The sequence below is a fragment of the Pseudomonas sp. Irchel s3h17 genome, assembly GCF_900187505.1.
Classification (GTDB): Bacteria; Pseudomonadota; Gammaproteobacteria; order Pseudomonadales; family Pseudomonadaceae; genus Aquipseudomonas.
The window spans coordinates 37,665-51,827 of sequence record NZ_FYDL01000008.1; the positions used below are offsets into that span (position 1 = coordinate 37,665).

15 protein-coding genes and 1 pseudogene are annotated in these 14,163 nt (G+C 60.9%); 3 read left to right on the top strand and 13 right to left on the bottom strand.

Annotated features, from left to right (window positions below):
- The first annotated feature begins 5 nt into the window (after positions 1 to 5).
- The gene (locus tag CKW25_RS12855; RefSeq protein WP_095080049.1) at positions 6 to 524 is read left to right on the top strand and encodes an acyloxyacyl hydrolase; all 519 of its coding nucleotides are present in this window, start codon (positions 6 to 8) and stop codon (positions 522 to 524) included.
- A gap of 96 nt (positions 525 to 620) precedes the next feature.
- On the opposite strand, the pseudogene CKW25_RS12860 reads toward CKW25_RS12855, so the two are convergent.
- The 12 genes and pseudogenes from CKW25_RS12860 to CKW25_RS12910 all read right to left on the bottom strand — a co-directional run.
- Positions 621 to 988, bottom strand: a pseudogene (locus CKW25_RS12860) (hypothetical protein); the annotation flags it as partial.
- A complete protein-coding gene (locus tag CKW25_RS26235; RefSeq protein WP_143497317.1) occupies positions 934 to 1,200 on the bottom strand; it encodes a hypothetical protein in 267 nt (88 codons plus the stop codon). The gene CKW25_RS26235 and the pseudogene CKW25_RS12860, both read right to left, overlap by 55 nt.
- The gene (locus CKW25_RS12865; protein WP_095079707.1) at positions 1,197 to 1,808 is read right to left on the bottom strand and encodes a hypothetical protein; all 612 of its coding nucleotides are present in this window, start codon (positions 1,806 to 1,808) and stop codon (positions 1,197 to 1,199) included. The genes CKW25_RS26235 and CKW25_RS12865 overlap by 4 nt, the downstream gene beginning before the upstream one ends.
- On the bottom strand, positions 1,805 to 1,999 hold the full coding sequence (locus CKW25_RS12870) for a hypothetical protein (protein ID WP_143497319.1): 195 nt from the start codon (positions 1,997 to 1,999) through the stop codon (positions 1,805 to 1,807). Before CKW25_RS12870 ends, CKW25_RS12865 begins: the two co-directional genes overlap by 4 nt.
- Positions 1,996 to 2,607, bottom strand: a complete 612-nt coding sequence (locus tag CKW25_RS12875) for a hypothetical protein (RefSeq protein ID WP_095079711.1) — start codon at positions 2,605 to 2,607, stop codon at positions 1,996 to 1,998. The genes CKW25_RS12870 and CKW25_RS12875 overlap by 4 nt, the downstream gene beginning before the upstream one ends.
- Positions 2,604 to 4,073, bottom strand: coding sequence for a PAAR domain-containing protein (locus CKW25_RS12880; RefSeq protein ID WP_095079713.1), 1,470 nt, complete (start codon positions 4,071 to 4,073; stop codon positions 2,604 to 2,606). Before CKW25_RS12880 ends, CKW25_RS12875 begins: the two co-directional genes overlap by 4 nt.
- A 245-nt stretch (positions 4,074 to 4,318) precedes the next feature.
- Entirely contained in the window at positions 4,319 to 4,624 is a 306-nt protein-coding gene (locus tag CKW25_RS12885; RefSeq protein ID WP_095080050.1) for a YkgJ family cysteine cluster protein, read from the bottom strand.
- An 81-nt stretch (positions 4,625 to 4,705) separates the two neighbouring features.
- Complete coding sequence (locus CKW25_RS12890; RefSeq protein ID WP_095079715.1) at positions 4,706 to 5,488, bottom strand: SDR family oxidoreductase; 783 nt, start codon at positions 5,486 to 5,488, stop codon at positions 4,706 to 4,708.
- 40 nt (positions 5,489 to 5,528) lie between these two features.
- Positions 5,529 to 6,974, bottom strand: coding sequence for a deoxyribodipyrimidine photo-lyase (gene phrB, locus CKW25_RS12895; protein ID WP_095080051.1), 1,446 nt, complete (start codon positions 6,972 to 6,974; stop codon positions 5,529 to 5,531).
- A gap of 21 nt (positions 6,975 to 6,995) precedes the next feature.
- Positions 6,996 to 7,934 (bottom strand): MerR family transcriptional regulator, encoded by a 939-nt coding sequence (locus tag CKW25_RS12900; protein WP_095079716.1) that lies wholly within the window; start codon positions 7,932 to 7,934, stop codon positions 6,996 to 6,998.
- On the bottom strand, positions 7,935 to 8,897 hold the full coding sequence (locus CKW25_RS12905; RefSeq protein WP_095079718.1) for a DUF523 and DUF1722 domain-containing protein: 963 nt from the start codon (positions 8,895 to 8,897) through the stop codon (positions 7,935 to 7,937).
- A gap of 164 nt (positions 8,898 to 9,061) precedes the next feature.
- Positions 9,062 to 10,048: an NAD(P)/FAD-dependent oxidoreductase gene (locus tag CKW25_RS12910; protein ID WP_095079720.1), complete on the bottom strand. Its 987-nt coding sequence runs from the start codon at positions 10,046 to 10,048 to the stop codon at positions 9,062 to 9,064.
- A 196-nt stretch (positions 10,049 to 10,244) separates the two neighbouring features.
- Here CKW25_RS12910 and CKW25_RS12915 point away from each other — a divergent pair, with 196 nt between their 5' ends.
- Together CKW25_RS12915 and hemH are read left to right on the top strand one after the other, a co-directional pair.
- The gene (locus CKW25_RS12915; protein WP_095079722.1) at positions 10,245 to 11,147 is read left to right on the top strand and encodes a TIGR01777 family oxidoreductase; all 903 of its coding nucleotides are present in this window, start codon (positions 10,245 to 10,247) and stop codon (positions 11,145 to 11,147) included.
- 13 nt (positions 11,148 to 11,160) lie between these two features.
- Positions 11,161 to 12,198 (top strand): ferrochelatase, encoded by a 1,038-nt coding sequence (gene hemH, locus CKW25_RS12920; RefSeq protein WP_095079724.1) that lies wholly within the window; start codon positions 11,161 to 11,163, stop codon positions 12,196 to 12,198.
- A 690-nt stretch (positions 12,199 to 12,888) separates the two neighbouring features.
- Here the strand turns inward: hemH and CKW25_RS12935 are convergent.
- Positions 12,889 to 14,163 carry a uracil-xanthine permease family protein gene (locus CKW25_RS12935; RefSeq protein ID WP_095079726.1) on the bottom strand — a complete coding sequence of 425 codons (1,275 nt, stop codon included), beginning with the start codon at positions 14,161 to 14,163 and terminating at the stop codon, positions 12,889 to 12,891.

Sequence of the window (14,163 nt, forward strand, 5' to 3'; positions counted from 1 at the left end):
AGCGACTGAAGCGACTGTTCTGCCTGGCTGCGATTGCAGCCGCACTTTTGGGGCAAAGCTATGGCGCGCAAGCAGCCGGTGTGGAGTTCGCGGTGGGTGAGACCAGCGAATCGACCATGGTCTACCGCCTGGGTATGCAATTCGATTGGGACAAGAGCTGGTTGCAGAGTGACATCGGCCGCGTGACCGGTTACTGGAGCGGGGCCTACACCTTCTGGGATGGCGACGAGACATCGAGCAATCATAGCCTGTCGTTCTCGCCTGTATTCGTTTATGAATTCTCCGGGGAAAACATCAAGCCTTACCTGGAAGCCGGGATTGGCGTGGCGGCGTTTGTTCATACGGAAGTGGAAGACAACCAGCTCGGATCGTCTTTTCAGTTCGAAGACCGCTTTGGCTTCGGCCTGCGCTTTACCGGCGGACACGAGGTCGGGTTTCGCGCCATTCATTACTCCAACGGCGGCATCAGCCACCCGAACGACGGTGTCGAGAATTACTCGTTGCACTACACGATGCCGCTGTAGGCGGCAAAGGTTTCTCCATCGCGTTGGTGAAATGGTTGTCGCGGGCAATGATGGCCTGGCTTGGGTGCAAGCACGGGCATACAACTAGGTGCCGGCTCAAGGCCTGACCCATGGCTTGGCCATTGCCAGCGTGATGAGGTAGCGCTCTTCTTCGGGGCGCTTATTGTCCTCGAGACGACCGACCACCAGCATTGCTTGATACGGGTTGCCTGCTTGCCAGCAAGACGTACCGCCTTTGTTCACGTCCCGCAATTGGGCACGCCATTGCAGCGTGTCGGCGAATGGTGGGTCTTCCTTGATCCGGATCGGCGTCCAGCCAGCTTTGCGCCATTGCTCCTGCAAATCCAGCACGACGCTTGAGCGTGTCGTCGAACAGCAGCGGTTCGATTTGCCGCCCGGATACCGTTGATCAATTCATCATCGAACATAACCGTGAAAAAGAGAGCCTGTGGGGTCGCCAACCCGCACGTTGCGTCAGGCTCATCGCACGCCCCCCACCTGCGGCGATATCCCGAAGCGCCTGTTCGATCTGATAGCGGTTGCCGTCATGCAACAGCTCGTCAAACGGTGCCGCGGCCTTGAGCACAAAAGTCATGCGCTGATGGAGGTCGGACAGGTTGGTCATGAGGCTGTTGTCCAAGCCAATGGTGTGTCCATCATCGAGGCGATGGGTCATGGCTTCACCCATGGCGTGGCAAGCTGCAGTTTGATGAGGTAACGCTCTTCAGTGGGGTGCTTATAGTCCCTGAAGCGATTGACCACCATCATCACTTGGTACTGATTGCCCGCTTGCCAGTAGGTTGTTCCCCCTTTACTTACGTCTCGCAATTGAGCTCGCCATTGCGGGGTGTCGGCGAACGGTGGAAAGTCATTGGCCCGGGTCGGTATCCAGCCGGCTTTGCGCCATTGCTCCTGCAGCTCCAGCACGACCTTGAGTGTATCGTCGAGTAGCAGCGGCTCGATTTGCGGGGACATTCGGACACCGTCGATCAATTCATCATCGAACATAACCGTGAAAAAGCGAGCCAGTGGGGTCACAAACCCGAAGTGAGGGTCGATGAAGTGCAGGCGGGCATCCGACTTGGGCATATTGAACCAGGCTCGTCCAGGAATGGCTGGACCAATGGTCGCACTGGAACGCTGGCGCATGGCCTCGTAAGGTTCGCCAATTACCAGCGCGATTTCCTTTTCCGATTGCGCTGCAATCGCCGCCCACGCAATGCAGGCAGCGACCGCGAGTGCAATCACACCGCGTCGCCAACCCAGACGTTGCATCAGGCTCATCGCACGCCCGCACCTGCGGCGATATCCCGAAGCGCCTGTTCGATCTGATAGCGGTTGCCGTCATGCAACAGCTCGTCAAACTGTGCCGCGGCCTTGAGCACAAAAGGCATGCGCTGATGGAGGTCGGACAGGTTGGTCATGAGGTTGTTGTCCAAACCAATGGTGTGTCCATCATCGAGGCGATGGGTCATGGCTTCACCCATGGCGTGGCAAGCTGCAGTTTGATGAGGTAACGCTCTTCAGTGGGGCGCTTATAGTCCCTGAAGCGATTGACCACCATCATCACTTGGTACTGATTTCCCGCTTGCCAGTAGGTTGTTCCCCCTTTACTTACGTCTCGCAATTGAGCTCGCCATTGCGGGGTGTCGGCGAACGGTGGAAAGTCATTGGCCCGGGTCGGTATCCAGCCGGCTTTGCGCCATTGCTCCTGCAGCTCCAGCACGACCTTGAGTGTATCGTCGAGTAGCAGCGGCTCGATTTGTGGGGACATTCGGACACTGTAGATCAACTCATTTCGGTAGATAACGGTGAAGAAACGGGCCAATGGGGTCACAAACCCATATTGAGGGTCTATGAAAAGCAGGCGGGCATCCGACTGGGGAATGTTGAACGACACTTGCCCGGGAATGGCTGGACCAATGGCCGCACTGGAGCGCTGGCGCATGGCCTCGTAAGGTTCACCTATCATCAGCACGATTTCCTTTTCCGATTGCGCTGCAATCGCCGCCCATGCAATGAGGGCCGCGACCGCGAGTGCAAACACACCGCGTCGCCAACCGACACGTTGCGTCAGGCTTATCGCACGCCCCCACCTGCGGCGATGTCCTCAATCGACTGCTGAATTTGGTAGCGGTTGCCGCTATGTAACAGATTATCAAACTGTGCCGCGGCCTTGAGCACGAACGCCATTCGCTGGTGGATATCGGACAGGTCGGCTACGGGGTTGTTGCTGAAGCCAATGGTGCGTCCGTCATCGACAGGCCGGCATTGGCTGGCCAGGGTCAGTTCGATAGCTTGAGCGACGCCGGATGGAAAGTTCGTGACATAAGAGAAGTGATTGCCGCGCAGCAGAGCGACTAGTTTCGGGTCGCTGTACATCGACGGTTGCAAAATATTGACCTGTTCGTGCCTAGCAAGATGGTCAACACTTTTGGCGATATTGCCAGCCTCAATGGCCTCGAAGGCTTGCAGGATTTCCTTATAATTAGTACCGAACTCTAGTGTCTCCTGCCCGACCGGCCATAGCACGGGGTACTGGTCAGACCCATAAATATTCTTGCGCGAAGGCAGGCAGGTTTCGAGCGCCCCCAACCCCCGCTCCTTGTAGAAAACATGCAGCGGATAAACGTCCAGGAACAGCGTGGTATTGCCCATGGCCAGCATCTCATACACATACTGGTACAGCTGCTGCGCCATCGACAGCGGTTCACCCTCGCGCCTGAGGTCGATGCTCGGCAGCGGGTTGTTGCCGATGGCGTGCTCGTAGTCCCGTTGTGCCTGCTCGTAGTCCCCCAGCTTCGCTTGCCGCTCATCTTCACTGCTGCTGAACAAGCCAAACAACCCTGTCCTGGCGCTACGCTTGAGGTGCTGTGCGGCTTCATGTTCGGCCTGGATCTTGTCGATCGAGTCGGCGGCGTGCAGCAGGCCACAGCCCACCTGTTTCGAGGCGAAGGCGGCGAGCCCGGCCCACTGCAAGCGCGGATCGTGTAGCCAGAGCTGGGCGTAGGCGGCATTGATCGCGCGGTTACGTGCCTTGGGATCGGCGATCAGGGTGCCGCCTGGCGCCACGATGGCTTCGGCTCTTTGCTGGTACTCGCGCCAGAGGTTCTCGCAGACCTGTCCGGGCAGCGGCGCGAAGGTCGACGAGGGACGGTTCGGCGCCGGTGCAGGGGTGAAGCTGGAGGGGCGCGGCTCGGCTACCGGGTGGCGTGCGGTTGGCGCTGCGGGTTGAGCAGTGGCTCGGGGGCGTGGCGCGACATCGTCGAACAACTGGCACCTGAGATTCTGGTTGGCAATCAGTCGCGGCGGCGGGTCGCACTTGCAACTGCAGAGGTCGCCGTCGAGGGCGGCGGGGCGGCCATCCAGCAGGTCCACCAGGTGCGGGCCGTCGCAGACGATGACCCCGGTGCTGTCGCATTCCGGGCAATCGACCTCATCGCCTTCGCGGGCCATGGCCTGGCCATTGATGGTGCTGTATGCGTAGCCGGTAAGCACGGTGCCGTTGACGGTGGTTTTGGCTCCGACGGTGATGTGATAGCGCCTCATGCCAGACACGTCCTTATGTGATCGGTAGGGACGAGCACGCTAGGCGAGGAGGGGGAGGGAATTAAATCAGGCGCTTCTTTGAATGCTGTAGGTTTTTTCAGCTGAAGCGTGGAGGTGTAGTGCAGGTTGCATAGCTGTCAGTCTGGCAGCTGTGCGTGGGAAACCCTCTGTTGTTCCGAGCCTGGTTCGTCAAACAGCGGGTCGCTGCCACCCAAGCGTCAGTCGGGCCGTTAATATCCGACCGCTCAGCGGTACGCCGTCGCAATTCCCTGGCGCTCTTCGATGCACTCTGGCGCCCCCATCTCGAACTCCCGGCAGATCAGCGGGCGTTTTTCGTAGATGGTGCACATCATCGTGTCGCGATCCAGTGCGGCGCACCAGCCGTCGTCCAGGCGCAGCATGACTTCCCCGCCCCAATCGTCAGTGTCGATGAACCGGTCAGGTACGCCAGTGTCGGTGATCAGCATGACTTCGAGCTGGCAGCAGCAGGCCGCGCAGGTTGAGCAGGTGACCGCAGGCTCGACGATTTCGGTGAGGGGGATGGTGTTCATGGCCGGCAGTGTAAGGCAGCGAGCCATGGCTGTGTGAACGCTCTGACGGACGTTTTGCCGCAGCCTTGCGGCCGGCGACACTCATGGCGAGTCCTTGATGGGCGGCGAGCTCCTGAGCATGGGTTTGCCGATCACCAGTTTGACCTGGTCAGTCGGTTTCGACAGTGGCCACAGTTGCGACATATGCAAGGCCGGGAAGGCGATTTCCAATGGGCGCTGTTTAAGTTTCCCGACGATGTACCGCGCTGCCTTATCGACGGGCCAGCTCAGGGATATCGGGAACTCCGTTGCCTCGATCAGTCCGGTGTCGACCCCGCCGGGGCTGACCATGGTGACTTCGATACCCTCCGGTGCCAGTTCGATACGCAAGGATTCAAACAGGTAACGCAGGCCGGCCTTCGACGTGCCATGGGCCTCTGCCCGAGGCAGCGGCAGGTAAGTCACCGGGCTGGCAATGCCCACCAGATGGGGCGCCGTGCCGGCACGTAGCAAGGGCAGGGCGGCTTCAGTGCAATAGCTGCAGGCCAGCAGGTTGGTACGCACCACATGTTCGATGATCGATGGGTCGAACGGTTGGGAGTCGACGTATTCACAGGTGCCGGCGTTGAGCATCACGCTGTCCAGCGCACCCCACGCCTGCTGGATCTGTTCGCCGATTTCACGCACGGTCTGGCTGTTGGTCAGGTTACCGGGGACCACCAGCACTTGCCCGGGATAGCGCAGCGCGAGCACCTTCAAGGACGCGCTCTTGCGTGCACTGACGGCCAGGTGCGCACCGGATTTCAACAGTTCTTCGGTCAGAGCGGCGCCAATGCCATTGCTGGCGCCTGTCAGCCAGTACCGCCGTGGAGGCGTGAGACTCATCCCGTTCTCCTTTCAGTCAACCAATGTGGGTACCTGTACATCACGTTATGCCCCGACACCCGTCCGGGGACGCAGGCAGGTGTTTGAACGCCGCCAGTGCACGCTCCCGCGTTTGACTGAGGTTGACGATGGGCAGCGGATAGCCTGCCACGGCAAACAATCCGCCCATGGCCGCCGGGTTGTGGATATCTTTGCTGTCCAGTCCGGCCAGCTCCGGCAGCCAGTGTTTGATAAACAGCCCTTCGGGGTCGAATTTTGCCGATTGGCTCAACGGGTTGAAGATCCGGAACCAGGGTGCCGCGTCGGTGCCCGTGGAGGCACTCCATTGCCAGCCACCGTTGTTCGCCGCCAGGTCGCCGTCGATCAGGTGACGCATGAAAAAGCGTTCGCCTTCACGCCAGTCGATCAACAGGTTTTTGCTCAGGAACATCGCCACCACCATCCGCAGGCGGTTGTGCATCCAGCCGGTGGCCAGCAGTTGGCGCATGGCCGCGTCGATGATGGGCAAGCCGGTGCGCGCCTCTTTCCAGGCGGCCAGTTCGTCAGGTGCTGTGCGCCAGGCCACGGCTTCGGTTTCCGGGCGAAAGGCCTGGTGCCGGGAGACCCGTGGGTAGCCCACCAGAATGTGTTTGTAGAATTCGCGCCACAGCAGCTCGTTGATCCAGGTCACTGCGCCAACGCTGCCACTGTCGAACTCGCCCTGATTCGCTTGCAGTGCGGCGTGCAGGCATTGCCGGGGCGAAATCACACCGGCGGCGAGGTAGGCCGACAACTGGCTGGTGCCGGGTTTGGCCGGCATGTCGCGTTCGTCCTGGTAACAGTGGATCTGTGCCTGGGCGAAATACTCAAGTCGTCGGAGCGCTTCGTCCTCGCCTGCCGGCCAGAGTGCGCGCAACTGTGCGCTCGGCGTGTCGAAGCCGGGGATCTGCTCGGGAATCGGGTCGCTGTCGATTGCCATGGGGGCCTGGGCCTTGGGGGGCGCCACCAGCCGGGGCAGCGCGCCCTGCAAGCGGGCATGACAGATTTTGCGGAACTGGCTGTAAACCTTGAACCAGGTGCCGGTCTTGGTCAGCACGCTGCCGGGCTTGAACAGCAATTGGTCCAGATAGTGATGGAAAGCCACTGCGCTGGCGTCGAGGGCCTGGCTGACGGCCGTATCCCGGCGTGTCTCATGAACGCCGTATTCCTCGTTGACGTGGACGGCCTCGATGTTCAGCTCGTTGCACAGTGCGACCAGTACCCCGGGGGCGTCGTCCCAGTGGGGGGCGCTGCGGATCAGCAGGGGAATGTTCAGTTCGCCGAGTGCCTGGCTCAATGGCCGCAGGTTGCGTAGCCAGAAGTCCACTTTGCACGGTGCATCATCGTGGGCCAGCCATTGCTCGGCGCTCAACAGGTACAGCGCCACACTCGGGCCGCGCGCCGTGGCGGCCGAGAGCGCTGTGTTGTCATGCAAGCGCAAGTCGTTACGCAGCCAAATCAATTGCAGGGTCGGGTTGGCCTTGGGCATTTAAATGAGTCCACGCGCAAGCAGCATCTGGTGGGCCGCCAAGGGGTCTTTGGCGAGGAGTAAATCAGTGCAGTTGGTGGTACTCACGGACAGTTCGGTGTGGTGGATGCACACCGTGGGTCCGGCGATGAGGGTTGGGCAACTGACGTTGTGCAGCAGTCTTGTCAGCTGTTTGAGGTTGATCGACGTGCTTGAATACAGCAGTACCGCGCGTGCTTGCAGGTGCTCGACCGCCAAGGCCAGTTCGCCTGCCGGCAGCGGCCCGTCGAACACTTCCACCGGGCAGTCGGTGCTGCTGATCAGCCAGGCAGCCAGCCACAGTTGCGGCTCCAGTGGCAGGTCGGAGTGGTTGATCAGCAACAGCGGCGCACCGCGCAACTGGCGGTTGTTGTGGTAGAGCCTGGCGCCCAATTTGCTGCGCAACCAGCCATAGAAGAACCGTTGTTCCATCCGTGCGCCGAACTGCCCCTGCCAGCGCTGTTCGAGCTCGCCCAGCAGCGGCATCAGCAGTTGCTCGCACAACGTCCGTGGCGGGTACAGCGACATGGCCTGGTTGATCAGATCGTCGACCTCCCGCTCGGCCAGCTGGCTGATGGACCGGGTCAGTTTCTGGCGCAGGACTTTCCATTCGCTTTCCACCTCCGTGCTGAACGCCAGCGGCGTGTCGAGCAGCGGCTTGACCTGGCTCACGGCTACGCCACGGTTGAGCCAGGTCACAATGGTGTGGATGCGTTGTACATGGTCGGCCGAGAACAGGCGGTGCCCCTTTGGGCTGCGCTGCGGCACGATCAGCCCGTAACGGCGCTCCCAGGCGCGCAAGGTGATGGCATTGACGCCGGTCACGCGCGCCACGTCGCGGATCGGCAGCCAGCCTTCAGCCAGCGCCTGTTGGTAACCGGCGCCGCCATCCTGGGCGAGGGTATCGGGTTGGTTTTTCATTTAAATCGCATTTCGCAGGCTGAGATTTTCCGGGTGCGGTTGCAGGTAGACCTGCTGCGCAACGTACGGGTCGGGATGCTGGCGCAAGTGATGCTTGAGCAACGTCAGGGGAACCACCAGCGGCACGATGCCGTGGCGGTACTGGCTGATGAGGTGCTGCATTTCCTGTTTATCCTCACGGCTGATGGCGCGCTTGAAATAGCCGGCGAGGTGTTGCAGCACGTTGCTGTGGGTGCGGCGGGTGGCGCATTGCGCGAGGGCGGTCATCAGCGCCTTGAAGTAACGCGGGCCCAGCTCATTCGGATCGCTCGGGTCCGAGCGGCCCAGCAGATTGCCCAAGACCTTGTATTGCACCGGGTTGTGGGCCATCAGCAGGTACTTGTAGCGGGCGTGGAAGTCGGTCAGGCCCTGGCGGCTCAACCCGGCTTGCAACATGGCCTGCCAGGCGGCGTAGACGAACACTCGGGTCAGGAAGTTCTCGCGCAGTATCGGATCGTTGAGCCGGCCGTCTTCTTCCACCGGCATGCTTGGGTGTCGGGCGCAAAATGCCTGGGCGTAGATGCCACGTGCGCCGCCGTCCTGGGGGTTGCCATTGGTGTGGTAGACCCTGACCCGCTCCAGGCCACAGGAGGGTGATTTCTGCATGAACACATAGCCGCAGATGTCGCCGAGTTCACCCGCCATCTGCTGCCCGTAGTCGGCCAACTGTTGGGTGACATCGAGTTCGGGGTTCAGGGTGCCGACGGCGTGCGGTTGCCGCAGGTCGCCGACCAGGCGAATCGGCTCGCGAGGTACCCCCAGGCCAATGGCGACTTCGGGGCACACCGGGACACACTCGACGTAATTGCCCAGGACCTGGCTGCACAGCCGGGACGCTTTATGCCCGCCGTTGTACCTGACCTCGGCACCCATCAGGCAGGCACTGATAGCGATTTTCGGTTTGCTCGCGCTCTGACTGTTCATCGAAGTGCCTCGGATCTGAACCTGTACAAGTAATTGGCGCTGTACAGCTTTGTTTGATCATAGATTCGATGATGTACAAGTCAAATTGTTTGTATAAGTTTTCGTGGGTGCAGGCCAGGGGTGGCGCGGGGCGTTGTTCGTGCGGCCTGTTTATTCGATTGTGTTCACTGCAGGTGCGCGTGCAAGCGGCGGGCAGCTTCCTGGCCGCTCAACCAGGCGCCTTCTACGCGTCCGGACAGGCACCAGTCGCCGCACACGTACAAGCCCAGGTCGGCATCGGCCAGTGCGCCCCACTCATGGTTGCCGGCCGGGCGGGCATAGAGCCAGCGATGGGCCAGGCTGAAGCTGGGGGCGGGCATGGCGCTGTGCAACAGCTCGGCGAAGGCACCGTGCAGTTGCTCGATCACCGCTTCCCTGGACAGGTCGATGTGTTGTCGGCTCCAGGCGCTGGTGGCATGCAGGATCCAGGTATCCAGGGTATTGTCACGCCCGGGTTTGCTGCGATTGCGGGCCAGCCAGTCGAGCGCGCTGTCCTGGACGAAGCAGCCTTCCATGGGCGTTTCCAGTGGCGTTTCGAAGGCCAGGGCTACGGCCCAGGTCGGGTCCATTTTTACTCCCGCGGCAACCCCGGCAAGTTTCGGTGCCGCCGCCAGCAAGGCCGTGGCCTGGGGTGCCGGCATCGCAATCACGACATGGCTGAAGGGGCCATGGGTGAAGCCTTCGGCGTCCTGCAGGTGCCAATGTTCTTCGCCACGATAGACTTCGGTAATGCGGCAGGCGAAATGCACTTCCGTATCGCCGATCAGGGCGCGAGTGATGGCGCTCATGCGGGGCGTGCCCACCCAGCGGGTCTGTTCGTCCGGCGAGGTACTGAGTTGTCCGCCATGGAAGTTGTAGAGCTGAGGCGCCCATTCAGCGACCCAGCCATTGGCATGCCAGCGCTGGACTTCAGTGACGAAACGGCGATCACGGGCGGTGAAATACTGTGCGCCCATGTCCAGTGAGCCAGCATCGCTGCGCTTGCTCGACATGCGGCCGCCACTGCCACGGCTTTTATCGAACAATTGCACGACGTGCCCGGCTTCCTGCAGGGCTTGTGCCGCAGAAAGTCCGGCGATTCCGGTGCCGATGATTGCGATGGGTACAGTCATGGGGGGCCTCGTTTACCTTTCTCTACAGGCTACGCTTCGGGCCAAACCTGTACAATTTTATTTTTTGGTATAACTTTCAGCGTTCTCGTTCTGGCAGCTTGGCCTATTGTTAATCACAGAGCCGCCCGATCCGAAACATCCCTGCCTATAAAAATAGACTAGTGATCGGGGTAAAACGCCACGCGAGGAACACGTCATGCACATATTGCTGACCGGCGGTACTGGTTTGATAGGACGTCAGCTGTGCCGACTCTGGTTGAGCCAGGGGCACAGCCTGACGGTGTGGAGCCGCAAGCCGGAAAAGGTGCCTGCCTTATGTGGCGCCAAGGTGCGTGGCATTGGCCGCCTGGAAGACATTGGCCCCGCATCGGTGGACGCGGTGATCAACCTGGCCGGGGCTCCCATCGCCAACCGACTCTGGACCCATCGACGCAAGGCAATGCTCTGGAGTAGCCGGATCAGCCTGACAGAAACCCTGCTGGCATGGCTGGACAGCCGCGAACAGAAACCGCGGGTGATGATTTCCGGATCGGCCGTGGGCTGGTACGGCGACGGTGGCGAACGTGAGTTGAGCGAGGACTCGCCCCCGGTCAGCGAGGATTTCGCCAGCCAGTTGTGCATTGCCTGGGAAGAAACCGCGCAGCGGGCCGAGGCCTTGGGTATTCGCGTGGTGCTGGTGCGCACGGGCCTGGTGCTGTCGGCGGACGGCGGCTTTTTGTCGCGGCTCTTGTTGCCCTTCAAAGCCGGGCTGGGCGGGCCGATTGGCAATGGTCGGCAGTGGATGTCGTGGATCCATATCGAGGATCAAATCGGCCTGATTGATTTTCTTCTGCATCAGAATGACGCCAGTGGTCCTTATAATGCCTGCGCGCCCAAACCGGTGCGCAATCGCGAGTTTGCCAAGACATTGGCCGGTGTACTGCACCGGCCGGCGTTCATGCCATTGCCATCCCTTGTGCTCAAGGTCGGCCTTGGCGAGTTGTCACTGCTGCTGCTCGGTGGCCAGCGGGCAACGCCGTCACGCTTGATGGCGGCGGGTTTCACTTTCCGGTTTACTGATTTGCGTGCGGCCCTGGACGACTTGTCCAGCCGCCTTTGAAATAGGACGTTGCATGACCGATCACGCGTTGCTCCTGGTCAACCTGGGCTCGCCCGCTTCCACACAAGTCGCGGACGTGCGCAGCTACCTCAATCAATTCCTGATGGACCCCTACGTTATTGACCTGCCCTGGCCGGTGCGACGCTTGTTGGTTTCGCTGATTCTGATCAAGCGCCCCGAGCAGTCGGCCCACGCCTATGCCTCGATCTGGTGGGATGAAGGCTCGCCGCTGGTGGTGCTCAGTCGTCGCTTGCAGCAGGTGATGACCGCGCAGTGGACCCAAGGGCCGGTCGAGCTGGCGATGCGTTATGGCGAGCCGTCGATTGAGACGGTGCTCACACGCATCGCTGCGCAAGGCATCAAGCAGGTCACGCTCGCACCGCTGTATCCGCAGTTTGCTGACAGCACCGTGACGACCGTCGTCGAGGAAGCCAGGCGGGTCGTGCGTGAGAAGAAGCTGGATGTGCAGTTCTCGATTCTCCAGCCGTTCTACGATCAGCCCGAGTACCTCGATGCCTTGGCTGCCAGTGCCAGGCCGTACCTTGAGCAGGACTACGATCACCTGCTGCTGAGTTTTCACGGGTTGCCGGAGCGGCACCTGAAGAAGCTCAACCCGGGCCATAGCTTTGAAGGCGGCGGCGATTGCTGTGCCGGTGCGCCTGCCGAGGTGGTTGCCACCTGTTATCGCGGTCAATGCCTGCGCACGGCGGCCGCATTGGCCGAGCGCATGGGGTTGCCCGACGGCAAATGGTCAGTGTCATTCCAGTCGCGGTTGGGGCGCGCCAAATGGATCGAACCTTACACTGAAGCCCGTCTCGATCAGTTGGCCAAACAAGGTGTGAAGAAGGTGCTGGTGATGTGCCCGGCGTTTGTCGCCGACTGCATCGAAACCCTGGAAGAAATCGGTGATCGTGGGCGGGAGCAGTTCCGCGAGGCGGGCGGCGAGGAGTTGGTGCTGGTGCCGTGCCTGAACGATGACCCGCAGTGGGCGCAGGCGTTGAACACCTTGTGTGAAAGGGCGCCGATAGCTTTGCAGGAACACACACATTGAAGTGAAGGCGGGTATGTCGTGGCGAGGGAGCTTGCTCCCGCTTGAGTGCGCAGCACTCACAAAATCTTCATGGATTGCAAGGATCTTGGGGCCGCTTTGCGACCCAGCGGGAGCAAGCTCCCTCGCCACAGGCGATTGAGTCGTCGGTTACAACGACGGCCCATCCGGCAGTTTTTTTCCAGCCATTATTCCTCCGCAGGATCAGGTTCAACGCAGTTCCGCGAGGTTGTGTGAAAGGGCATCGATAGCTTTGCAGGAACACACACATTGAAGTGAAGGCGGGTATGTCGTGGCGAGGGAGCTTGCTCCCGCTTGAGTGCGTAGCACTCACAAAATCTTCATGGATTGCAAGGATCTTGGGGCCGCTTTGCGACCCAGCGGGAGCAAGCTCCCTCGCCACAGAGATTGAGTCGTCGGTTACAACGACGGCTCATCCGGCAGTTTTTTTCCAGCCATTATTCCTCCGCAGGATCAGGTTCAACGCAGTTCCGCGAGGTTGTGTGAAAGGGCATCGATAGTTTTGCAGGAACACACACACATTGAAGTGAAGGCGGGTATGTCGTGGCGAGGGAGCTTGCTCCCGCTTGAGTGCGCAGCACTCACAAAATCTTCATGGATTGCAAGGATCTTGGGGCCGCTTTGCGACCCAGCGGGAGCAAGCTCCCTCGCCACAGAGGATTGAGTCGTCGGTTACAACGACGGTTCATCCGGCAGTTTTTTCTTCCAGCCGTCATTTCCCGGCAGGATCAGGTTCAACGCCATCGCCACAATGGCGCACAACGCGATGCCCTTGAGGCCGAAGTCATCCGGACCGGTACCGGTACCGACCAGCACACCGCCAATCCCGAACACCAGCGTGACCGAGACAATCACCAGGTTGCGCGCTTCGCCCAGGTCGATCTTGTGGCGGATCATGGTGTTCATCCCCACCGCCGCGATCGAACCGAACAACAGGCACAGAATCCCGCCCATGACGGGCACTGGAATGCTTTGCAGCAGCGCGCCGAACTTGCCGATGAACGCCAGGCTCATGGCAAAGATCGCCGCCCAGGTCATGATCTTCGGGTTGTAGTTCTTGGTCAGCATCACCGCGCCCGTGACTTCGGCGTAGGTGGTGTTGGGCGGGCCGCCGAGCAGGCCGGCTGCAGTGGTGGCGATCCCGTCACCAAACAGCGTACGGTGCAGGCCAGGCTTTTTCAGGTAGTCACGACCGGTCACACTGCCGACCGCGATCACGCCGCCGATGTGTTCGATGGCCGGGGCCAGGGCCACCGGGACAATAAACAGAATCGCCTGCCAGTTGAACTCGGGTGCGGTGAATTGCGGCAGCGCGAACCAGGGCGCGGCGGCGATCTTCGCGGTATCGACGACACCGAAGAAAAACGCCATGCCAAACCCGACCAGCACGCCGGAGATGATCGGCACCAGGCGGAAGATACCTTTGCCGAACACCGCCACGATCAGGGTGGTCAGCAGCGCCGGCATGGAGATCATCATTGCCGTCTGGTAAGGAATCAGCTCGGTACCGTCGCCGGCCTTGCCCATGGCCATGTTCGCGGCAATCGGCGCCATGGCCAGGCCGATCGAGATGATCACCGGGCCAATGACTACCGGCGGCAGCAAGCGGTCGATGAACCCGGTGCCCTTGATCTTCACGGCCAGGCCCAGGAAGGTGTAGACGAAACCGGCCGCCATGACCCCGCCCATGGTCGCTGCCAGGCCGAACTGGCCCTTGGCGAGAATGATCGGGGTGATGAAGGCAAAGCTCGACGCCAGGAACACCGGGACCTGACGTCCGGTCACGACCTGGAACAAAATGGTCCCCAGGCCCGCCGTGAACAGCGCGACATTGGGGTCGAGGCCGGTAATCAGCGGCATCAACACCAGGGCGCCAAACGCCACGAACAGCATCTGCGCACCCGACAACACCTGGCGCCAGAGCGGATCGTTGAACTCATCCTGCAT

Bases quoted from the DNA above. Each gene is read 5' to 3' on its own strand.
- CKW25_RS12865 (WP_095079707.1), bottom strand. From the start codon at position 1,808: ATGAGCCTGATGCAACGTCTGGGTTGGCGACGCGGTGTGATTGCACTC.
- CKW25_RS12880 (WP_095079713.1), bottom strand. From the start codon at position 4,073: ATGAGGCGCTATCACATCACCGTCGGAGCCAAAACCACCGTCAACGGC.
- hemH (WP_095079724.1), top strand. From the start codon at position 11,161: ATGACCGATCACGCGTTGCTCCTGGTCAACCTGGGCTCGCCCGCTTCC.
- CKW25_RS12890 (WP_095079715.1), bottom strand. From the start codon at position 5,488: ATGAGTCTCACGCCTCCACGGCGGTACTGGCTGACAGGCGCCAGCAAT.
- CKW25_RS12900 (WP_095079716.1), bottom strand. From the start codon at position 7,934: ATGAAAAACCAACCCGATACCCTCGCCCAGGATGGCGGCGCCGGTTAC.
- CKW25_RS12910 (WP_095079720.1), bottom strand. From the start codon at position 10,048: ATGACTGTACCCATCGCAATCATCGGCACCGGAATCGCCGGACTTTCT.
- CKW25_RS12935 (WP_095079726.1), bottom strand. From the start codon at position 14,163: ATGCAGGATGAGTTCAACGATCCGCTCTGGCGCCAGGTGTTGTCGGGT.
- CKW25_RS12870 (WP_143497319.1), bottom strand. From the start codon at position 1,999: ATGACCCATCGCCTCGATGATGGACACACCATTGGTTTGGACAACAAC.
- CKW25_RS12905 (WP_095079718.1), bottom strand. From the start codon at position 8,897: ATGAACAGTCAGAGCGCGAGCAAACCGAAAATCGCTATCAGTGCCTGC.
- CKW25_RS26235 (WP_143497317.1), bottom strand. From the start codon at position 1,200: ATGACCCATCGCCTCGATGATGGACACACCATTGGCTTGGACAACAGC.
- CKW25_RS12885 (WP_095080050.1), bottom strand. From the start codon at position 4,624: ATGAACACCATCCCCCTCACCGAAATCGTCGAGCCTGCGGTCACCTGC.
- CKW25_RS12915 (WP_095079722.1), top strand. From the start codon at position 10,245: ATGCACATATTGCTGACCGGCGGTACTGGTTTGATAGGACGTCAGCTG.